The sequence below is a fragment of the Paenibacillus apii genome (assembly GCF_011043685.1).
Lineage (GTDB): Bacteria > Bacillota > Bacilli > Paenibacillales > Paenibacillaceae > Paenibacillus_AQ > Paenibacillus_AQ sabinae.
The window spans coordinates 176,640-197,935 of sequence record NZ_JAAKGU010000005.1 but is presented as its reverse complement, the minus strand read 5'-3'; the positions used below and the strand labels follow the sequence as shown (position 1 = coordinate 197,935).

The following is a 21,296-nucleotide window of genomic DNA, read 5'->3' as shown; positions in this document are numbered from 1 at the left end:
GATCCCACATGTCCACAAACAGTAACAACGCAGCAATCGTGGAAATTGCACAAACGGCGAGTAAATTCGCCTCATCGATTGTTCTTCAGGCTGACAACAAGTACATCGACGTCAAAAGCATTCTCGGTTTGTTCACGACTCTGGTAGCGAGCCAGGATTATGAACTGCATGTGCACGGAGCGGATGCCGAAGATGCGAAGAAGGCAATGAGCGAAGTATTTGCCAAGCATGGTCTGAAGTTTACAGTCGTCGAGGAATAACATCCGTTTTCTAGAAGCCCTGCCGGGACCGGCAGGGCTTTTTAATACAGGTGAACCAAGTGCATTCTTGTATTGGGAACCGATTTCGACTAATATTAAATCAATAGTGCCGGAGCTGTAAATTTGGACATGGGGGGGAAGATGCATGACTTCGTCGGAATTGCAGGAACAACTGAACATCAAGGCTGTCGCTCTTTTGCAAGAAGACGCCGATAAGATTCAGAAGCTCATTGAAGTGCAGATGGAGAATCTGGCAACGCGCTACTGCCCTCTCTATGAGGAAGTACTGGATACTCAAATGTACGGTTTCTCCAGAGAAGTCGACTTCGCGGTCAGAGCGGGACTGCTGTCTGAGCTTACGGGCAAAGAAATTGTAAGCAAACTCGAACGGGAATTGGCGGTATTGTATGAAATGCTGAATGAGAAGGCGAAGCAATAGGCAGGTTCTTCTTTCAAAAGAATACACCGGACTAACCCGTCATAAAAAAATCGCGCATGTGGTCACATGCGCGATTTTTGTCGTTTTTACCCTTATACGAGGTAAAAAGAAACGCCGAGGATTATATAGACGGCTAGTAGCAGCAATCCTTCATACCAGTTGGTCTTGCCGTCCTGGGTAATCGATCTGGCGATGAAGACCGCTACAGCGATCGCTACCAGCTCGATGGTGGTAAAGACAATATCCATCGTATTACCGGTGAAATAGCTGGCGAAAATAAGCACAGGCGCCACGAACAAGGCGATCTGCAGGCTGCTGCCGACCGCGATTTCCACGGCTGCGCCGATTTTGTTCTTCATGGCAAGAAGGATGGCGGCGCTGTGTTCCGCAGCGTTACCGATAATCGCAACCAGGAAGGCGCCGACGAACAGCTCGCTGAGTCCGAATCGTTCGGTCAGACTTTCCAGTGTGCCGACCAGCCATTCACTGACGAACGCGACCATGACGGTGGCGAGAATCAGGTACAAAATCGATTTGCCTTTGGACCATGATGGAGCATGCTCATTCGGAAGCTCTTCCTCTTGGTCATCGGTCACGTCATCCAAATATTTCTTGTGCGTAATCATCGAGAAGAAGAGCCAGGCAATATAGGAGGCGATCAGAACCCCCGCGACGACCAGGCTGAGCGTATCCGTCTCCCCTTCGGTAATCGAATGAGTCGTTAGGAACATGGCTGGAACGAACAAGGCGATAACGCCCACGATCATTAGCGAGCCGTTCATCCCGGCCAGTGTAACATTGAAACTTTGCACCTTGAATTTTAATCCGCCCGCGAAAATACTAAGACCCAGTACAAGCAGCAGGTTGCCGATGATGGAGCCGGTCAAGCTCGCTTTTACCATGTCGTACAAACCTTCTCTAACGAGGAAAAAAGCGATAATCAGCTCGGCCGCGTTGCCGAATGTGGCATTGAGGAACCCTCCCAGCCGTTGACCAGCATAGTGGGCTACGCTCTCCGTTGCCCTGCCGAGGAATCCTGCAACAAATACGACAGCGATGGAGGACAGCACGAATTGAATGGTGTGATCCCAGTTAGCGTAATGTGCAATAGCGCTGATTGCGAAGGTGATGACAAGAAGCGACGGCGAAATCCATTTTTTCAATTTCAAACACACCCCAATCAATGTTATGTATGTATCTCAATATACCCAAATTATTCCGGTATGTAAACGAACGCGCCGAAAGCCATTTGCATTTTAGCCTGTTTAGGAATTACAATAATTGATAATGAGTGTAAGGGGGAAAGGGCATGGCGGAACAACTTCAACTGGAAAAGGGAAATATTCGAATCTCTAATGACGTAGTCTCAAAAATTGCCGGAATGGCTGCATTGGAGACTCCGGGAATCGCAGCCATGTCAGGCGGATTGTCGGAAGGCTGGGCCAAGCGTCTCAGCGGCAAAAACGTGCAAAAAGGCGTTACCGTCGAAGTAGGACAGCTGGAGGCGGCGATTGACCTGCGGATTTTCGTACTGTACGAAACACCGATTCACGAGGTTTGCCGCATGCTGCAGCAGAACGTGCGTGAAGCGGTAGAGAGCATGACGGGTCTAAGAGTCGTCGAAGTGAATGTCAAGGTGGAAGGCGTTGCTTTCAAGAACGATGAAATTTCGTAATACAGATCCTTCGAACGCAAGGATTTACCGATCAAGCGGCATAGAAAAAGGGTGTCTCTTCCGTACCGTCAAGGTAGGAATGAGACACCCTTTTGTTGTATAGCCTTGGCGAAATCATTAGCGGGATACTGATCGCGTGATTCGGACCGATTTTGTATGCTCCTCCTTCACCGGACGGGCCGTTTCCCGCGAGATGTTAAGGATAATGCCCATCGACAGCATGGTAACGAGCAGCGAAGAACCGCCGTAGCTGATGAAAGGTAGCGTGACCCCGGTCAGCGGAATCGTCTTCGTGACGCCGCCGATATTGACAAAAGCCTGAATGGCGATAAGGCCCATAACACCGATGCCCACAAGGGTTCCGAACGGGTCCTTGCACCTTAGGGCCACGAGAATGCCTCTCCAGAGAAAATAGAGATAGACCAGAAGGAACAGCAGTGTGCCGGCAAAGCCCAGCTCTTCTCCGATCACGGCGAAAATAAAATCCGTGTACGGGTAAGGCAGGTAATGCAGCTTCTGAACGCCTTTTCCGATCCCGGCGCCACCGAGGCCGCCTTCTCCAAGCGCGGTCAGGGATTGAATGATGTTGTATCCGGCGCCTTCGGCATCCTGAAACGGATCAAGAAAGGCATCGATCCGGCCTTTGCGGTAATCATGGCTGGCTGCCGTCTGCTCCGTCCCCGGAGACAGGGAGTCGATCGCCATTTTCGCGCCCAATACCAGACCCGCGCCGAGAACAAGAAGCATGACCGATCCTAAAATATGCTTGAGACTCGCGCCTCCGGCGAAAATGACAAGACCGCTGGTGGCGACAAGAATGAGGCAGGAGCCCAAATCCGGCTGCATCATAATTAAACCGGCAACTATGCCGACAATAACCATAACCGGAATATATCCGCTTCTCAGGTCGCGCAGGCGTTCGCCCTTTTTCGTGATTAAAGCGGCCAGATACAGGATAATCGATATTTTGGCAAGCTCTGTCGGCTGGATGCCCATTCCGGCGATGTTAAGCCAGCTCCGCGCTCCATTGACCCTTTCGGTCGAAGCCACGAACAGCAGCAGGATAAGTGTAATTATAAATAGCGGCGCATACCACTTTTTGAACTTGCTGTAGTGAATATTCATGGTGACGAACATTGCGACGGTTCCGAGAAGGACCCATACGAGCTGCCTCTTCAAAAAGTACAGCGGATCATTTTTGAAAAAAAGGCTGGAGCTTGAGCTGAAAACCATAATCAGGCCAAATCCGACAAGCAGCAGTGTCAGGATCAAGAGTTGAAAATCGGGTGTTCCTTTTGCGGGCGGGTTTTCATTCTTCTTCATCATCAGTCTGCTCTCATGTCTCAAGAAGTCGTTTGAGTTCCAGAATCCGTTCACCGGCTGTGTTCAGCACGGTTTCAGGGACCGGAGATTCGTATTCCAGACCGTGGGGAAAGGTCGCTTTGCCCAAGTAAACGGCTTCAATCGCCAGCACGGTATCCGGCTTCTCCAGCTTGCCCTCAACGGCTCGCGTATTGATTCGCAGAAAGTAATCCCCGCCGCCCGCGGAGTCTTTGATTTTGCAGTCATATGTAGCCCGGTAATATTCCCACTGCCAGCGGATGAACCCCGCCTTTTCGGCGCTCTCATCCAAATAAAGAAGATCGCTTTGCAGCCCTACAAGACCCGTGTTCTCAAAAATCATGGCGTGCCAACCTCCTTATGATGTAAATCCAAACAAGTGATCCCGCCTGGCAAGTGCCTTATTCTTCCTCATGATATTATGTTTGACAGGGCTATGCAAGGGCTGAAAGCAGGACGGAATACCCGGACAATGCCATTTCTGCTACAATAAAAGCAGACTGCCGCTTCATGGGGAGACAAGCCGGAAACAGGCGGAGCCTTCAATGGGAGCGGCCAATGCGAAGGGAATGGATAATATGGAGCAAAAACCGATTGAAATCCTGCAGCCGGATATGGTGGCCTGGCGCCGCCATCTGCACCGCAATCCGGAGCTGTCGTATCAGGAACGGAAGACGTCGGATTTTGTGGCTGAGAAACTGGAGAGCTTTGGTATCGAAGTGAAGAAAAGCGCGTCAGGGTACGGCGTTACGGGGATATTGAAAGGCGGAAGCCCCGGCAAGACCGTTGTTCTTCGGGCGGATATGGACGCGCTGCCGATCCAGGATGAGAAGGAATGCGAGTACGCTTCGGAGAATAGCGGCGTTATGCATGCCTGCGGTCATGACGGGCATACATCCATTCTGCTGGCGGCGGCGAGCTATTACAGCAGCCGCAAGGAAGAGCTGCGCGGCGAGGTGCGCTTTCTGTTCCAGCCAGCGGAAGAGGTCTGCCCCGGCGGAGCTCTCGGAATGATCGACGAAGGGGTACTGGACGGGGCCGATGCCGTGTACGGGCTTCATTTGTGGACGCCGCTGCCGGTCGGAACTGTAGCGAGCGCGCCGGGCCCACTGATGGCTTCGGCGGATGAGTTTTTTATCGACATTATCGGCAAGGGCGGCCATGCCGGGACGCCTCACCGGACGGTCGACAGCATCTTGGCCGGAGCCGCGCTCGTGACGCAGCTGCACAGCATTGTCAGCCGGTCGGTGGACCCGCTGCGCCCGGCCGTTCTGAACGTGGGCACCTTTCAAGGCGGGTATGCCCAGAATGTTGTCGCGGAGCAGTCCCGGCTGACCGGAACGGTACGGGCCTTCGACGATGAGACGCGGCAGCTTCTCAGGCGCCGGGTCGAAGAGATGGTAACATCGGTCTGCGCGGCCTACGGTGCGGAGGCGAGGCTGAATTATTTGATGGGATATCCGCCGCTGGTGAATCATGAAGGGGAGACGGCGCGCTTTTTCCGGGTGGCCCCGGAAGCATTGGGAAGTTCGGTTCAAGTGACGGTCATGGAAAAGCTGATGCCTGCCGAGGACTTCTCCTATTATGTACGTGAGGTGCCGGGCTGCTTCATGTTCGTTGGAGCGGGCAATCCGGAGAAGGCTGCGATTTATCCGCATCATCACGCCAAATTTGATTTCGATGAAGACGCGATGATTCATGGCCTCAAGCTGATGGTCGCGATGGCCGATTCCTGTCTGAACGAATGAGTGCAGAATATTTTTGCGGTTAACGGAGAACCTATTTACGTAATACGGATGCGGCCTGCGCGTTTTACAGAAGCCGTTCGGCTTTTGTCGGGCGAAGGCCGGCCGTCCGTCAAGCGAAAAGGAGGGTTCTTCATTGAAGAAAACAGTCCAGGAAGTTATGACCACCCAGCCGGTTACCGTGACTCTGCAGGACAATATTTATGAAGCGGCTGTCAAAATGAAAGATAACGACACCGGATTTATCCCGGTTGTGGATTTCGAGGACGGACATACGCTTATCGGCGTTGTTACCGACCGTGACCTGGTCATCCGGGGATACGCCGAGAAGCACTCGGGCTCCACATCGGTGGATAAAGTAATGACGACGGGTATCCGCTGCGCTTCGCAAAACACCTCGGTAGATGAGGCCGCCGAACTGATGGCTTCGCAGCAAATCCGCCGGCTACCCGTGACAGACGGCAAGAAGCTGATCGGAGTCGTATCCATCGGCGATTTGGCGGTTCGCAATATTTTTGCGGACAATGCCGGCGAAGCGCTCAGCGACATTTCCGAGCAGCATCGCCTGCACTAGCACATCACTGATCTATAAGCTCATTCCCGGATGCCCGGGATGGGCTTTTTCAGCCTGCTTTGCATTAATCACCGGCCGGCTCGTACATAGAACATAGTGCAGCGCTTGAGTACGTAAGGGGGAATGAATGTGATTGACAAGGGGCCATGCGTTGTCCGCCGGGACCGGACAGTGCTTCTTGATTGCCGGCACCCGGAATTCGACGCCGTCCGTGACCGGCTGCCGGTGTTTGCGGAGCTGGTCAAAAGTCCGCCGCTCTATCATACGTACCGGATCACACCGCTTACGCTGTGGAACGCGGCTGCGCTTGGCGCTGCTCCCGATGAGATTATCGACAGCCTTGAGCAGTGGTCTGGACGCGGATTGCCCTCCGGGCTGGAGGATGAGATCAGGCTGCTGATGTCCAGATATGGTAGACTCACACTGCATGCGTCGGACGGTTCCGGGGAACTGCTGCTGCGCAGTGACAGCGACGAGCTGCTGAATGAGCATGAGGTAAGGCAGACTGCCGAAGCTTGTGGATTCCAGAGAACGGGGCGTTTGGAAATGGCCGGAAGCGCCGCCTGCCGGGGGCTGCTGAAGCAGGAACTGGCCCGTGCCGGATATCCGGTGCTGGACCAGGCAGGCTATCATGAAGGGGAAGCGCTTGATATCCGCTGGAAGGAAGGAGACTCTGCCTTTGAGCTAAGAGAGTACCAGCGGGAAGCGGCGCGAAGGTTCGGTATTTCCGGAAGCAGCGGAATCGCCGTTCTACCCTGCGGCGCGGGAAAGACGATCGTCGGGCTGGCAGCCTTGGAAGAATTGAAGTGCGAAACACTGGTTCTTACCTCCAATGCAACTTCCGTACGCCAGTGGACCGAGGAGCTGTTGAAACGGACCAATCTGTCTCCGGAGTCCGTGGGAGAGTACACGGGAGAACGGCGGCAGGTGCGTCCGGTTACGGTCGCAACCTATCAGATGCTGACGCACCGTACGTCCAAAGAGGGAGGCTTCTCCCATATGGGGCTGTTCAACGAACGGAACTGGGGACTGATCGTTTATGATGAAGTGCATCTGCTTCCGGCACCCGTCTTCCGGGCGACCGCCGAGATTCAGGCCACCCGCCGTCTTGGGCTGACCGCCACGCTGGTCAGAGAAGACGGGAGAGAGGGGGATGTTTTTTCCTTGATCGGTCCCAAAGTCTACGACTGTCCCTGGAAGACGCTTGAACGGCAGGGCTGGATCGCCGCAGTTCAGTGTGTGGAGGTTCAGGTGCCGATGGAACCGGAGCTGAAGAAACGTTATTTATACGCGGCGCCCAAAGAGAAATTCCGCCTTGCTTCGGCCAATCCCTCCAAAGCTGAAACGGCCGTCAAAATTATCGAGGCCCACAAGGGGGCGTCCATACTGGTCATCGGCCAATACCTTGACCAATTGGCTGGGCTTGCGGCGATTATCGGCGCTCCGGTGATTACCGGAAAGACGCCGCAGCAGGAGAGGATTGAGCTATACAACCGATTTAACGCAGGCGTACTGCCTGTGCTGATCGTATCCAAAGTCGCCAACTTTGCCGTCAATCTGCCGGATGCTTCAGTCGCTATTGAGGTATCCGGCGCCTTCGGCTCCCGGCAGGAGGAGGCGCAGCGGCTCGGGAGAGTGCTTCGCCCGAAGCAGGGGGCCAACCGGGCGTTTTTCTATACGTTGGTAACGGAGGACAGCAGAGAGCAGGAATTTGCGTTAAAGCGCCGGCTGTTTCTGACGGAGCAGGGATATGAATATGCAGTGATGCAGAAACCGGACTCGGCCGCCCAGGAATTCAATCTGCTGCCGGATTGCGGAAACCCCCATGAACAGGAGGCTTCGGGATCGTTATGACAACCTGTAAGGACCATTGGACGAGCGAAGACAGCAGCGGGTTTCATCGTCTGTCCGAAGATACATCCCGTCTGCTAAGACAGATTTGCACGGCCTGCGCAGACCGTCCATTTCAGGAGGGCAGGGAAGAAAAGTTCCGTCCGTTTGATATGACCCGTGTGGAGTTCAGACTGGCCTTCTCGGAGCTGCTGCGAGGCGGATGGATCGGCGCCATGCGGCAAATCGGGGGGAATCAGTTGTTCTATATACCCGCCGAAAGACTGGATACTCTGCATAGCCGCTTCTTCCCGGTCTCTCCCAACTGCTTAAAGCCGGAAGGGCTTCGGCTTTCCGTGGCAACAGGCCCGGGTCTGGCGGGGGAGTTGTTTCGGGCCCTGCTGTTTGCCGTAGAGGAAGGTCTTCCGCTGACTTCCAAAGGAGCCGTTCACAAAAAATATGTCAGCCGTCTCGCCTGTAAAATGCAGCTGGAAGAAGAACATTTGCAAGGGCTTGATCTGCGCTCGCCGTATCCCGAAGATTACCCTCAGCCTGCGGTACTGATCATCGATTTGCTGCTTCATCTGGGTCTTCTGGTACGGAGGGACCAAACGTTCTTGCCTGAGGGAAATGGCGTTGAGAAGTGGCTGGGCCTTAGTGAAAGCGAAATGTCCGTTCTGCTGCATGCCGCGGCTTCCCGGCGATACGGCCGCCGGACAGCGGCAGACAGGCATTTCCGCTGCCTGATTTGCAGGCCGGAATACCGGCCCGGTCATTGGTATTCGCTGGCCGATACGGTCGGCTGGATGGAAGCGACAGGACTGGCCCTGCCCGGGGAAAGGCCCGGGCTTGTCGAGGTGTCTGCCGCCTGGCTGCGCTGTCTCGCAGGCTTTGGCTGGGCAGAGGTCGGAAGCGATACCGGCGGGAGTCTATGCTTCCGCTGGACGAACACGAAGCCACATCCATCGGTATCTTCCGAATCCATTGACCCCGCAGAGGTGCGGATTATCGTTCAGCCCGACCTTGAGGTGCTTGTCCCGGAGGAGACGCCCTACAGCCTTCGCTGGAGCCTGGCCTGCTTCGCGGAGCTGGTTCAGATCGACAGCATGTGGAGCTTAAGATTGACCCGGGAGCGGCTGGAAAGGGCTTCTTCCAGAGGGATATCGCCCGATGAGGTCATTCGATGGCTGGAGCATTACGCGGAGTCCGGTCTGCCCGGTGAGGTGAGGGCCGTTCTTGAACAATGGGGCCGGGATATCGGCCGGACGGCTCTGACCGAGACCCTGGTGCTTTCCTGCAGGAGTGAAACGGATGCCGAGATGATCGCCGGGCATCCCAGACTGAAGGACGGCCTGGAGCGGCTTGGCCCCCGGCACTTCGCCGTGAGCCAAGGCCGGGCGGAACTGGTCCGCAGGGAGCTGGCTTCAGCCGGAATGCATCCGCTGGAAGGCCTGCCCGGCTCTGCCGGCGAAGGCTCTCCTGAAGGCGGACTGTTCCGGCTTGATCCGCCTGAAACCGGGGATAGCGGGTATGCGCTGTCAGCCGATCCTGCCGCAGGGCTGTGGTACGCCGAGGACCACGGCGCCGCCGTGCAGGCCGAGATGCCTCCTGCGCCGGAGTCGGCGGAGGAGCTGTGGCCGGATGCGGCGGAAGTGCCGTCCGCCTGGATCAAGGAGGAGCGGCGGTATCACGCTTCCACCGCACGCCTGCTGATGGAGCAGGCGCTGAAATGGGGGACGAAGGTAAGACTGTCCCTTGAAGGAAGACCCTGCGAATTCATACCTGAGCGGATCATGCCGGGGGCATGGAGAGTATCCGGTCGCTTGCTAAGCTTCACTGGCGAGACTCCTCAGGAATTGGAAATGTCCTCAGGCGATTGGGACACGATTCAGCTGATCGTTCCTGTATTTCGCGGTTTTCCCTCTTCTTCTGCGGATGGCGGTTGTGGTATGATAGGATAGTCCACCTGAAAAAAAGTGGAACAATTATTTACGGAAGTCGAGATGAAATTCATGAGCGTAGCGGAATACAACACGGTCGATATGGCCGAAGTGCTGACAGGCGCCTATGAATTGGGCGATATGATTAACCGGTCCGCCGAAGTGATGGATTATTTATACTGGAAGGCGCGGGTTGCCGCGAGTCCCGAAATCCAGAGCTTGATCAGAAAGCTCGAGAGCAAGAAAGAACTGTTCGAGGAAACTCAGCGGTTCGGCCATTTTCATCCGAGCTATCACGCAGCTAAGGATGAGGTAGCCAAGACGGAAGCCGAGCTCGAAACGTTCGAGGAAGTGGCGCGGTTCAAGCAGGCGGAGAAAGCGCTGGACGATATGCTTCATTCCATGTCGGAGATGATCGCTTATTCGGTCTCGGACAGCATCAAGGTTCCAAGCAACGACCCCTTGCCCAAAGGCGGAGGCTGCGGCAGCGGAGGCAAATGCTCCTGCGGCTGACACGCCTAAGGAAGCCCTAGACAGAAAGGCGGAGAAGCGCATGTTTGCGGAACGCACAGGTTATATCATTTGGGTAAGCGATGTAAAAGCCGCGCGTAATCTGGAAAAATACGGCACACTGCATTACATTTCGCGAAAAATGCATTACGCGGTTATGTACGTGAATACGGACCGTGCGGAAGAAATCATGAAGAACGTGCGCAGGCTGTCCTACGTTCGCAAGATCGAACGTTCCTACCGGAATGAACTGAAGACGGAGTACAACAGCAACGTGCCGGACAAGACCCGATATTACGGGCTGTAGTCTGAAGCTCTTGCTTGGAAGGGAAGAAGTCCTCTTTTGGACTTCTTCCTTTTTTTGATAATATCAGAAAGTATAAACTTCAAAGACTAGACTTCCTGATATTGCAAAACAACCGCTAAAGAGGGATTCGGCAACATCTTCGAGAGGCTCCGATAGGAGTTTTTCTTATGCCGTTGAAAGATATATTCCAAATAATTACATTTTAGATGTATATTAAGTATGGCATATTATCTTTTTTGCTCGTTACTTGTTACATCGGGCTTCACTCGGGAGATCATGCAAATGAATACGGGACTTTAGAATTAGGTCAACTGGATTATTTTCGCGGAAACACTTGACTAAATTTTATCCCCCGTTAATATTGTGCGCCTATTCTAGAAGAGTATCGGAAATTCAGGCGAATAGCATGCAGGAGCGAATATGATCAAATCATACCTATCCTTAATGGAGGATGCGCCCATTTTGCATTATTTAAGGCACATCAACCACAGGATGAAGAGAGAAATCACAGAATTCAGACGGCTCGCGGAGTTATTACGGGTGATGAACGAGGAAGCGCTGTCTACCTTTTATCAGCCGATTGTGGAGCTGTCAACCGGCGAGACCATGGGGCATGAGGCGCTGAACCGCCCTCCCGCTTCAACGCTTTTTCATTCCGCAGATATTTTCTACGAGTTCGCGGCAAAGACGGAGTACACGTCCAGGCTGGACCGATACTGCCGGAAGGTGTCGCTTACCCGTTATGTAGGCAGTGCGGCGGTGGCTGGCTTTGGCGGTTCGGCTCTGCTTTTTATCAATGTAAGTCCCGGTGTATTAAACGATGAACGCTACAAAAGCGGTGAAACCGTCAGTTTATTAAAGCATTTGGGACTGACGCCCTCCCGCGTCGTTCTGGAATTGACGGAGCGACAGGCGGTTCATGACTACGTCGGTTTTGAGAAAACACTGGCGCATTACCGCAAGCAAGGCTTCCGGATTGCCGTCGATGATGCCGGTTCGGGCTATAACAGCCTGAAGACCCTTGTATATCTGAAACCGGAATTCATCAAGCTGGACAAGTCGCTGATCCGGGGCATTAACGGGAATATAGAACAGCAGCATCTGCTTGGACTAATACGCGAATACGCTTTGGCGTCGGGGACCCGCGTCATTGCCGAAGGCATCGAAACCGAAGCGGAGCTGAAATATTTGCAACAAGCGGCAATCGATTACGGACAAGGTTATCTTGTCGGAAGACCGGAATCCTCTCCCGCAGCGGGACGCATACCCGTCGTTGTTTAATGTTCTGTCCTGGAAAGGAGCCACTAATTGATGCAGCATAATGTAGGAGAAATATGCCAGTCGATTCCGCACCTTGCTCCGAGTACACCATGTGAATGCGTGGATCGTATTTTTAAGCAAAATCCAGGGCTTCAGGGAATAGCCGTCACCGAGGACGAATATCCGGTTGCACTGATCATGAGAGTGAGATTTTACCAAAAAATAGGCACCTTATACGGCTACACGCTCTATATGCAAAGACCTGTGAAGCTGGTCATGGACCGTGCTCCTCTAGTCGTGGATGCCGAATGTCCGATCACGGAGGTCAGCAAACAGGCGATGGCCCGCGATGAGGATAAGCTGTACGACGATGTGGTGGTAACGAGCGGCAACCGGTTATGCGGCGCAGTCAGCGTGAGAGATTTGCTGCTGCATTTTGCCGAGATCATGGCTGAAACGGCGAGTTACCTGAATCCCCTTACCGGTCTGCCGGGGAATGTCAATATCAACGAATGGCTCAAGAAATCCATGACATTGGAGCAGTTCAGCGTGCTTTATTTCGACCTGGACTACTTCAAAGCTTACAACGATACATACGGGTTCAAAGAGGGCGACCGGCTCATTCAATGGACGGCAGAAATCATCAGTGGCGGCATGGCTCCAGCGGGGGGACTTGTCGGACATATCGGCGGAGATGATTTTATCGTCGTGATGGACCATCATCAGTATTCTGAAGGCTGCCGGACGGTTCTGCGCGCCTTTGACGAGACGATCCACGGCTTCTACTCCGAGTCGCATCTGACGAAGCAGTCCGTTCTGGCGGAGAATCGTTTGGGAAAATATGAGGAAATTCCGCTCGTCTCGCTTTCGGTTTCCGTCGTAACGAACCGTTATCGCAAGTTCGGGTCAATCGAGGAGATTTCCGCAGAGGCCGCGCGTCTCAAAAAGAGATGCAAACAGATCAAAGGCAGCTGTCTGATTGACGACAGTACGCTGCCGGAAGTCTTTGCTTAGGCGTTCATAGTTCCCCGGCCTCAGGGCTCAAGCTTGTATATCCCGCTCTTATGGTGGTAAGATGGCATCAATACATGCGCGCCAAGATCCTTTGTGGAGTGTGATAGCTATGCGCGATAAGGAAATGGCCGGCCGGGGCGGTTACGAGCCGTTCTATGTGATGCTGAACGAGTATAGAATCGCCGATCTTGTCATTACGGCCCATGCGAGAAGCCGTTACGAGGACAGGAGCCAGGGGGACGGAGTGACCGGCAAGGAGGCCGCTTTTTGGCTGTGGCAATGTCTTAAGCAAAAAAGAGTGAAGCCGCATTCTCCGGGTGAGCCGGAAATGTATGTGGTGGACAACGATCTTGTGATGGCGGCGCGCATTGTGGAAATGCCGGGCGAAGCCGATCTGTACGGAAACCCGCTCTACAAGCTGATCGTCGTATCCTTTCTCGGGAAAATGTCGGAAAATATTGATCTCAGGGATTTGAAAAGCTATTTTGCCCGACAGCGAAGCTCCAGGAGAGTATCTCTCATGCAGTCCGGCCGGAAAAGAAGGTAACTTAAATGGAGCCTTAAAGGAGCTTCAGTAGTGACAAACCGGAACAAACATAAGGCGAAGAGGCATGCGGCCGGGGCTGCATGTCTTTTTGAGAATGAAGGAAGTTACGGAATCCAAGTCATGCAAAAATAGGAGTGGACGAGCGTGAATTTTCATCAGCTGCATATTTTTTACACCGTGTCCGAAAAAGGAAGCTTCTCCGCGGCGGCGCAGGCGCTGCATATGACGCAGCCGGCCGTGACGATGCAGGTGCAGGCGCTGGAGGACTACTTCGGGACGAAGCTGTTCAACCGTTCCACCAAAAAAATCGTGCTGTCCGACGCCGGAAGGACGCTCCTGCCCTTTGCGCTGCGCAGCATTGAGCTGATGCGGGAGACCGATCAGGGGATGGCGGCATATACGCATATGCTGGAAGGGCGGCTGCTGCTCGGTTCCAGTCTGACGATCGGGGAATATGTGCTGCCGAGACTTCTGGCCCCTTTCGGCAAAGCGTATCCGAACATTTCCGTCATGCTTAAGATCATGAACACCACGCAAATTATGGAGGAAATCAACAAGCACCAGCTCACGTTCGGGCTGATTGAGGCGGAGGTCACCCACCCGGACATGGTAATCGAGCCGGTGATGGAGGACGAGCTGAAGCTGATTGTGCCGGGGGATCATGAGCTGGCGGACCGAGACGAAGTCTCGCTTGAAGAGGCGCTGCGGTTTCCGTTCGTGCTGCGAGAGCAGGGCTCGGGAACCCGCCGGGTGATGGAGGAGCAGCTGCTGGCCAAGGGGATGGATCTGGGAGAACTGCAGGTTGTCATGGAGCTTGGCAGCACTGGCGCGGTCAAATCGGCGGTCGAGGCCGGGCTCGGCCTGACAATGCTGTCCCCCTCTACGGTCAGGCATGAGGTAGCTCTGGGGCTGCTGAAGATCGTAAATGTCTCGGGCGTTTCGTTCAAGCGGCAGTTTTACGCGATACATGACAAATCGACGCTGCTGCCGATTCACGCGGTAACGTTTCTGAATTTTCTGCGCAAGCATGCGGAGGATTGACAAGTCTGGGCATTTATAATGCCAGATGGGGAGTGAGGGAGCGGAATGGCTGTTTTTTTGGCGGGAACAAAGGTGATTCTGCGCGATTTCACCGAAGACGATATCCCTAAGCTTTATTATCACTACTATGAATCCCCCGACAGGGAGCATTTGAAATGGAATGGCCCTTATCAGATCCAAAAGCCGGCTTCATACGGACAGTTTCTGAAGGAGCACAAGGCGGTTTTGGAGACGGCGTCTACCGATGAGGTACGCTCCCAACTGATTATTGAGATCGACGGTGAAGTCAAAGGCAAGGTGGGCCGGTACTGGGTGTCCGAGGTCACAAATTGGTTCGAGATCGGCATTGTCATCTGCGACTCGGCCTACTGGTCGGGCGGCTATGGAACCGAAGCGTTCCGAATGTGGATGGATTATTTGTTTACTCACATGGATACGGTCCGTCTTGGCATAGGCACCTGGTCCGGCAATGAACGGATGATGCGGCTTGCAGCTAAATGCGGAATGGCAGAGGAAGCCCGCGTCCGCAAGGCGCGTATTGTTCGGGGCCAATATTATGATGCGATCAAGATGGGGATTCTGCGCGAGGAATGGGAAGAAAGGAAACGGCTGGAATCCATACAGAGAGGATGAGCGAAATGGTAAAAGAGTTCGAGGCTGCCGGGTCCGTATCTTCCGGTCGCTGCGACCTGCATACGCACACGCTCGCGTCCGACGGCATGCAGCCTCCGGCTGAAAATGTGCGTCTAGCCAAGGAAAAGGGCCTGGTCGCGGTTGCCATTACGGATCACGACACGGTTGCGGGCGTACCCGAAGCGCTGGAGGCCGGGGAGCTGTACGACATTACAGTCGTTCCAGGCGTTGAGATCAGCACCCGCGCCGGCGGCAAAGACATCCATGTCCTTGGATATTATGTGGATTTCCGGGACGAGTTGTTCCTGAGCAGGCTGGCGGGCTTAAGGGACACCCGCGCCGCGCGAAATGAGGCCATCACCCAGCAGCTGCAAGGGCTGGGCATCGGCATTACGATGGAGGCCGTTGTCCGGGGCATCGGCCGGGAGCTGAAGCCTGACGAAAGCGTCGGCAGGCCGCATATCGCGGATGAACTGGTGCGGCTCGGAGCGGCGTCGGATATGCGCGATGCCTTTGATAAATATCTGGCCGAGGGCAAGCCCGGTTTTGTCGCCCAGCCGCGCATTTCTCCCGAGGAAGCCAGTCAATGGATCGCCGAAGCCAAAGGCAAGGCGGTGCTGGCCCATCCCGGACTCTACGGCGACGATGAGTTGGTGCGCGGCATTCTCGGCGGCGGCGGATTCGCCGGCGTTGAGGCGTATCACTCCGACCACGGCCCCGCAGAGGAGGAGCGCTATCTGGCCATGGCCCGAAAATACGGCCTGCTGGTAACGGGCGGCTCGGATTTTCACGGCACGCGGGGCGGTGTGATCTTTCACGGCGATCTTGGAAGTGTAACGGTCTCCGCGGATGTGCTGGAACAACTGAAGGCTTAAGGGACTTGAGTAGGTGAACTTGCGGGGGACTAAACGTGATGCTGTTCAACGAATGGGAAGAAGGCAAGTTCTCCATGCTGTCCGTAGCGGCAAGTTTGTTACATAAAAGGGCACCGAAGACGGCGCAGTTCCTTCGCCAAATAGCGAGTCAGGACTTCGACTGCACCTTTCATGGACGCATAAGCGCCGCTTCCCTGAACGGAGAAAAAATGAAAGAAGCTTTCAAAAAGCGAAAATCCGCTTCGTGAAAGCTTCTTTTTATCTGCCTATTTCATAGCGTCGCTGGAGTTCAATGGAAGGCTTCTATTAGCCAAATCCAGCTAAACTCAGCTCTTCAACGTGCTGCGCAGTCCCTTGATCATTTCTTCATCCGGTGTCACGAACAGGGTCCGCTGATGGTCATAAATGACGAAGCCGGGCTTGGAGCCGCTTGGCTTGCGCACATGCCGGATCAGCGTGCAGTCCACCGGAACGCTGCTCGACTGCTTGGCCTGGCTGAAGTAAGCGGCAAGCTGCGCTGCTTCATTTAGGGTGGCGTCGCCGAATGTTTCCCCGCGGATCACGACATGTGAACCCGGAATGTCCTTCGTATGCAGCCATGTTTCGTTCGGTCCTGCAAGGCGGTTCGTGAGGTACTCATTTTGCAGGTTGTTTTTGCCAACATAGATTTCAACGCCTTCGGAGGAAGTGAACACCTGGAGCGTCGGACGAGTGGGCTTCTTTTTCTTTTTGCCTTTTTTGCTGCGGTCCCTTAAATATCCTCCGGCTACGAGCTCTTCCCGAATTTCCTCGATGTCGTTCAGGGAAGCGTGATCCAGCTGCTGGAGAAGGCTTTCCAAATAGCGGATTTCCTCATGCGTCTTCTCTAGCTGCTCTTCGATAACCGCGAGGCTGTTCTTGTATTTATTGTATTTTTTAAAATAGCGCTGGGCATTGTCGGACGGAGTGAGCAGCGGGTCGAGCGGGATCGTGATCTCCGCCTGATCCTCTTCGTAGTAATTAACCAGGCGGACTTCCTTCTCGCCTTTGGATAGCATGTGCAGCGATGCAAACAGCAGCTCGCCGCGAATGCGGTACTCCTCGGCTCCGCCGGCTTCCTCCAGATCCGCCTGCAGATTGGCGAGCTTCTTGATATTCTTGCTCCGCTCGTTCGTCAGGAAACGGATCAGGTCGCTGACTTTCTGCTTGACCGTGTCCCGTTCGGCCTTGTCACCGAAATAGTCCTCCATGCAGCGGCTGATCGTGTCGTAATGCTTGGTCCTGCTTACAGGCAGCGTCAGTGGAATTGCGGAAAACACAAGCTTGCCTTTCGCGTTCGTCCCGATAACCGGAAAGAATTGGCCCCTGCGGACAGGCTCCATGATGGATTCGAAGGCATCTGCGAATTGTTCTTCGATCGCGATTTCCCGTCCTGAGACTTCGCCACTTCCTGAAGCCGTCCCGGCATCTCCGCCCTGTGCGGACCGCCGGACCATCTCCTGCGCGATCAGAGGGCTGATCCCGCTGAAGGTATCGACGATCCACCCGGCGGGATTGAGGGAAGGTGGATTCAGGGCTTTTTTGTTCGCATTCTCCCGGCCGCTGCTCTTATCGCTAGAGCCTTCCGCTCTCTCGTCAAGGGCTGCTTCCGATTCAACCTGCTGCTCCTTGGCATCCCGGTACAGCTGCAGGAAATCGCTCCGCGAGATATCCAGCGGGTTGTGCTTGTTCTGCTCCGGCGGTTGCGTGTAGGCAAAGCCGGGCATTACGATCCGGTAACTGCTGATGGCGGGCGTAACATGATGGATGCCGTCGATAATGGTGCCCGTCTGGACGTCGGTCAGGATAATGTTGCTGTGCCGGCCCATCAGCTCAATGATGATTTTCTTGCTGGAGACGTCTCCGAGTTCATCCCTTTGCCGGATTTCGAAATGAATGATGCGTTCCATCCCCACCTGGGAAATTGCCTCGATGACGCCGCCCTCGCAGTGCTTGCGCATCAGCATGCAGAACATGGGGGCTTCCGCCGGATTGAGGGTGCTTCTTTCCGTAAAATGCACGCGCGGATAAGTCGGGTTGGCTGACAAGAGCAGCTTGCCGCCTCCCCCTGCGCCTCTGAGGGTAAATACAAGATCGTGATCGCCGGGTTGATATATTTTACTGATCCGCTGTCCAATGCAAGCCTGAAGCTCGGCCACAATGGCGCGGGTCACGATGCCGTCGAGTGCCATGGTTATAAATTCTCCTGTCGCTGGTAAAATTTCATTCCTCTCTATGATGCCATACTTTCGCCGCTCAGCGCAAAACGAAGCGGATAAGCTCAGGGTGATAATTCGGGACGACCCCGAATACATTGGTCATGAACGGGTGGAAAAGCGGTAACGCCGCCGGAAGTCAAGAAACGACCGGGAGGGGAATGGAGAGTCATGGAACAAAAAAGTTGGCACAGGCTCGGCAGTGATGAGCTGCAAAAAATATTCGCGGTGTCGAAGCAACGGGGCCTTGGCGAAGAGGAGGCCGAAGCTAGACGCAACGAGAGCGGCCTGAACGAGCTGTCGGAAGGAGAGAAAATCTCCCCGCTGACGCTGCTGCTGAATCAATTCAAGGACTTCATGGTTCTTGTGCTGATGGGAGCGACGCTCGTATCGGGGCTGCTGGGCGAATACCTGGATGCGGTCACGATTGTCGCCATTATTGTACTGAACGGTCTGCTCGGGTTCGTCCAGGAGTTTCGCGCCGAGCGCTCGCTGCGGGCGCTGAAGCAGCTGTCCGCCCCATCTGCGAAAGCGCTGCGTGACGGGACCGTGAAGCAAATTCCCGCTAACCTGCTCGTACCGGGCGACATCGTCCTGCTTGAGAGCGGCGACCGGGTTCCCGCCGATGTGCGCTGGCTGGAATGCAGCTCGCTGTACTGCGAAGAGTCGGCGCTGACCGGTGAATCGCTGCCGGTATCCAAGCACCCGGAGCCGATTCACGCCGAGGAGGTCCCCCTGGGGGACCAAAAGAATATCGGCTTCATGGGCACGATGGTCACCCGGGGAACAGGCAAAGCGATCGTCGTCCGGACAGGAATGGGCACGGAAATGGGGAAGATCGCCGACTTGATCCAGAGCACCGATACTCAGGAGACGCCATTGCAGCGGCGGCTGGAACAGCTCGGCAAAATTCTGATTTACGTGTCGCTCGCATTGACCGTGGTGGTGGTGCTTGCGGGGATTTTGCACGGCCAGCCCGCGGTGTCGATGTTCCTGGCCGGTGTCAGCCTCGCGGTCGCCGCGATTCCCGAGGGGCTGCCCGCCATCGTGACCATAGCGCTGGCGCTCGGCGTCCAGCGGATGATCAAGCGCAGGGCTATCGTCCGCAAGCTGCCTTCCGTCGAGACGCTGGGCTGCGCTTCCGTTATCTGTTCCGACAAGACTGGAACGCTGACGCAGAATAAAATGACCGTCACCCGAGTCTGGAACGGAGGACGCAGCTTTGAGGTCACAGGTGAAGGGTACGCTCCGGAAGGCGCGGTTCTCCATAAAGGCAAGCCGGCCGATCTGAAGAATGACCAGAGCCTGCGGCGGGTATTGCAGATCGGCGCTCTGTGCAACAATGCCGAAATTTACGAGACGGTTCCCGAGGAAGTACGGGCCAAACGCAAAGGAAAAGGCAAGGCGAAAGGCGGCGAAGGAGAGACATCTGCCTCTGCAGTGAAGGTATGGGAGCTAAAGGGCGATCCAACGGAAGGTGCGCTCGTCGCGTTATCCGCGAAGATGGGGCTGACCACATCGGCGCTTGCCGTAACGTTCTCCAGAGAGAAGGAATTTCCGTTCGATTCCGAACGCAAGCTGATGTCGGTTATTGTAAGCCACCCCGGAGGCCGCATGGTGTGCACGAAGGGAGCGCCCGATGTCCTGCTGAGCCGCTGCTCCTACATGCTGTGGGAAGGTCAGGTGGTGCCATGTACACCTACCCTGCGGCAAAAAGCGCTCGACGCGAACGAGGCGATGGCTTCGGACGCGCTCCGAGTCCTCGGCCTGGCCTACCGCGACCTGCGGCCGAACGAGCATGCCGATTCGGAGAAGGAGGCCGAAGGCCAGCTGATCTTCGCCGGGCTTGCCGGCATGATCGACCCGCCGCGCCGGGAGGTGCGGGATGCGATTAGCATCACCCGCAAGGCGGGCATCAAGACGGTGATGATTACCGGCGATCACGGGACGACCGCCGAAGCGATCGCCCATCAGCTCGGTATCCTCCAGCGCGGCGGCAAAGTGCTGACGGGCAGCCAGCTGTCGCGGATGGACGAAGACGCGCTCGACAAAATGTCGGACAGCGTATTCGTCTACGCCCGCGTCTCGCCCGAGCACAAGCTGCGCATCGTCAAGTCGCTGCAGCGGCGCGGCCATGTCGTCGCCATGACGGGCGACGGGGTTAATGACGCTCCGGCAATCAAGGCGGCGGACATCGGCATCGCGATGGGCATCACGGGCACCGATGTCACCAAGGAAGCATCGGCCTTGATCCTGGGAGACGACAATTTCTCCACGATTGTGGCGGCGATCGAAGAGGGCCGGAGCATCTATGAGAACATCCGCAAATTCATCCGTTATTTGCTCGCATCGAATGTCGGGGAGATTCTGACGATGTTCTTCGCCATGATGCTTGGCCTGCCGCTCCCGCTTGTGCCGATTCAAATCCTGTGGGTGAATCTGGTAACGGACGGCCTGCCTGCGATGGCGCTGGGCGTTGACCAGCCCGAGAAAGACCTGATGGAACACAAGCCGCGCGGAGCCAGTGAAAATATCTTCGCCCGCAGGCTGGGCTGGAAGATTATCAGCCGCGGCATTCTGATCGGCCTGTGCACGCTCGCGGCCTTCTGGCTGACGCTGCGCGTCGCCCCGGAAGATCCGGTCCGTCTTGTTCAGGCGCAGTCGGTGGCGTTCGCCACCCTAGTAATGGCTCAGCTCTTTCACGTGTTCGACTGCCGGAGCTCCCGGTCCGTGTTTCACCGGAATCCGTTTCAGAACAAATACCTGGTGCTTGCGGTGCTCTCTTCCGTACTGCTGATGCTCGGCGTAATGTACATCCCGGCGCTGCAGCCTATATTCAAGACCGTGCCCCTCGGCTTCAGAGACTGGTCGCTGTGCCTCGTCGCCTCCGGCATTCCGACCTTCCTGATGGGCGCGGCCAGCGTCCTCGGCGGGAAGCACAGCCGGAAGCGTCTCCGGGCAGGAGGCGCCGGCGGTGGACGGAGCCTGCCGAAAAGTACAAAAATTTCGGCATAAAATCAATAGCTTTGCCTGAACTCTTGCGGTATGCTTGTGGCAATTAACCGAAGGAG

Annotated in this window: 21 protein-coding genes; 17 read left to right on the top strand and 4 right to left on the bottom strand. The window is 55.3% G+C overall.

Annotated features, from left to right (window positions below; all coding sequences use genetic code 11):
• Positions 1-8 precede the first annotated feature (8 nt).
• Together G5B47_RS13090 and G5B47_RS13085 are read left to right on the top strand one after the other, a co-directional pair.
• Positions 9-260: an HPr family phosphocarrier protein gene (locus G5B47_RS13090; protein ID WP_165098675.1), complete on the top strand. Its 252-nt coding sequence runs from the start codon at positions 9-11 to the stop codon at positions 258-260.
• A 145-nt stretch (positions 261-405) separates the two neighbouring features.
• A complete protein-coding gene (locus G5B47_RS13085) occupies positions 406-699 on the top strand; it encodes a YlaN family protein (protein ID WP_025334654.1) in 294 nt (97 codons plus the stop codon).
• Between the two features lie 92 nt (positions 700-791).
• Here G5B47_RS13085 and cax read toward each other — a convergent pair whose 3' ends face one another.
• Positions 792-1,862: a calcium/proton exchanger gene (cax, locus tag G5B47_RS13080; RefSeq protein WP_165098672.1), complete on the bottom strand. Its 1,071-nt coding sequence runs from the start codon at positions 1,860-1,862 to the stop codon at positions 792-794.
• A 146-nt stretch (positions 1,863-2,008) separates the two neighbouring features.
• On the opposite strand from cax, the gene G5B47_RS13075 reads away from it, so the two are divergent.
• Entirely contained in the window at positions 2,009-2,374 is a 366-nt protein-coding gene (locus tag G5B47_RS13075; RefSeq protein WP_165098669.1) for an Asp23/Gls24 family envelope stress response protein, read from the top strand.
• Positions 2,375-2,491: 117 nt separating this feature from the next.
• Here G5B47_RS13075 and ftsW read toward each other — a convergent pair whose 3' ends face one another.
• Together ftsW and G5B47_RS13065 are read right to left on the bottom strand one after the other, a co-directional pair.
• The gene (gene ftsW, locus G5B47_RS13070) at positions 2,492-3,697 is read right to left on the bottom strand and encodes a putative lipid II flippase FtsW (protein WP_165099108.1); all 1,206 of its coding nucleotides are present in this window, start codon (positions 3,695-3,697) and stop codon (positions 2,492-2,494) included.
• Between the two features lie 13 nt (positions 3,698-3,710).
• Positions 3,711-4,058 carry a YugN family protein gene (locus G5B47_RS13065; protein WP_165098666.1) on the bottom strand — a complete coding sequence of 116 codons (348 nt, stop codon included), beginning with the start codon at positions 4,056-4,058 and terminating at the stop codon, positions 3,711-3,713.
• Positions 4,059-4,260: 202 nt separating this feature from the next.
• Between G5B47_RS13065 and G5B47_RS13060 the strand changes: the two genes are divergently transcribed.
• From G5B47_RS13060 to G5B47_RS25370, 13 genes are all read left to right on the top strand, one after another.
• A complete protein-coding gene (locus G5B47_RS13060; RefSeq protein ID WP_235957161.1) occupies positions 4,261-5,463 on the top strand; it encodes a M20 family metallopeptidase in 1,203 nt (400 codons plus the stop codon).
• 157 nt (positions 5,464-5,620) lie between these two features.
• Positions 5,621-6,034, top strand: coding sequence for a CBS domain-containing protein (locus tag G5B47_RS13055; RefSeq protein ID WP_165099104.1), 414 nt, complete (start codon positions 5,621-5,623; stop codon positions 6,032-6,034).
• 123 nt (positions 6,035-6,157) lie between these two features.
• Positions 6,158-7,888 (top strand): DNA repair helicase XPB, encoded by a 1,731-nt coding sequence (locus G5B47_RS13050; protein ID WP_165098663.1) that lies wholly within the window; start codon positions 6,158-6,160, stop codon positions 7,886-7,888.
• Positions 7,885-9,825 carry a helicase-associated domain-containing protein gene (locus tag G5B47_RS13045; protein WP_165098660.1) on the top strand — a complete coding sequence of 647 codons (1,941 nt, stop codon included), beginning with the start codon at positions 7,885-7,887 and terminating at the stop codon, positions 9,823-9,825. The genes G5B47_RS13050 and G5B47_RS13045 overlap by 4 nt, the downstream gene beginning before the upstream one ends.
• 51 nt (positions 9,826-9,876) lie before the next feature.
• Positions 9,877-10,317, top strand: a complete 441-nt coding sequence (locus tag G5B47_RS13040) for a YlbF family regulator (RefSeq protein ID WP_165098658.1) — start codon at positions 9,877-9,879, stop codon at positions 10,315-10,317.
• Between the two features lie 40 nt (positions 10,318-10,357).
• On the top strand, positions 10,358-10,621 hold the full coding sequence (locus G5B47_RS13035; RefSeq protein ID WP_025334664.1) for a YlbG family protein: 264 nt from the start codon (positions 10,358-10,360) through the stop codon (positions 10,619-10,621).
• A 420-nt stretch (positions 10,622-11,041) separates the two neighbouring features.
• Positions 11,042-11,902, top strand: a complete 861-nt coding sequence (locus G5B47_RS13030) for an EAL domain-containing protein (protein ID WP_165098656.1) — start codon at positions 11,042-11,044, stop codon at positions 11,900-11,902.
• 30 nt (positions 11,903-11,932) lie between these two features.
• Complete coding sequence (locus G5B47_RS13025; protein ID WP_165098653.1) at positions 11,933-12,895, top strand: GGDEF domain-containing protein; 963 nt, start codon at positions 11,933-11,935, stop codon at positions 12,893-12,895.
• 109 nt (positions 12,896-13,004) lie between these two features.
• Positions 13,005-13,442: a hypothetical protein gene (locus G5B47_RS13020; RefSeq protein ID WP_165098651.1), complete on the top strand. Its 438-nt coding sequence runs from the start codon at positions 13,005-13,007 to the stop codon at positions 13,440-13,442.
• Between the two features lie 144 nt (positions 13,443-13,586).
• The gene (locus tag G5B47_RS13015) at positions 13,587-14,483 is read left to right on the top strand and encodes a selenium metabolism-associated LysR family transcriptional regulator (protein ID WP_165098649.1); all 897 of its coding nucleotides are present in this window, start codon (positions 13,587-13,589) and stop codon (positions 14,481-14,483) included.
• 45 nt (positions 14,484-14,528) lie between these two features.
• Positions 14,529-15,116 carry a GNAT family N-acetyltransferase gene (locus tag G5B47_RS13010; protein ID WP_165098647.1) on the top strand — a complete coding sequence of 196 codons (588 nt, stop codon included), beginning with the start codon at positions 14,529-14,531 and terminating at the stop codon, positions 15,114-15,116.
• Positions 15,113-15,991: a PHP domain-containing protein gene (locus G5B47_RS13005; RefSeq protein WP_165098644.1), complete on the top strand. Its 879-nt coding sequence runs from the start codon at positions 15,113-15,115 to the stop codon at positions 15,989-15,991. Before G5B47_RS13010 ends, G5B47_RS13005 begins: the two co-directional genes overlap by 4 nt.
• 35 nt (positions 15,992-16,026) lie before the next feature.
• Positions 16,027-16,239 carry a hypothetical protein gene (locus tag G5B47_RS25370; RefSeq protein ID WP_206107349.1) on the top strand — a complete coding sequence of 71 codons (213 nt, stop codon included), beginning with the start codon at positions 16,027-16,029 and terminating at the stop codon, positions 16,237-16,239.
• 78 nt (positions 16,240-16,317) lie between these two features.
• Here G5B47_RS25370 and G5B47_RS12995 read toward each other — a convergent pair whose 3' ends face one another.
• Positions 16,318-18,201 carry an Rqc2 family fibronectin-binding protein gene (locus tag G5B47_RS12995; RefSeq protein ID WP_165098642.1) on the bottom strand — a complete coding sequence of 628 codons (1,884 nt, stop codon included), beginning with the start codon at positions 18,199-18,201 and terminating at the stop codon, positions 16,318-16,320.
• A gap of 195 nt (positions 18,202-18,396) precedes the next feature.
• Here G5B47_RS12995 and G5B47_RS12990 point away from each other — a divergent pair, with 195 nt between their 5' ends.
• Complete coding sequence (locus G5B47_RS12990; protein WP_165098639.1) at positions 18,397-21,240, top strand: calcium-translocating P-type ATPase, SERCA-type; 2,844 nt, start codon at positions 18,397-18,399, stop codon at positions 21,238-21,240.
• Positions 21,241-21,296 lie beyond the last annotated feature (56 nt).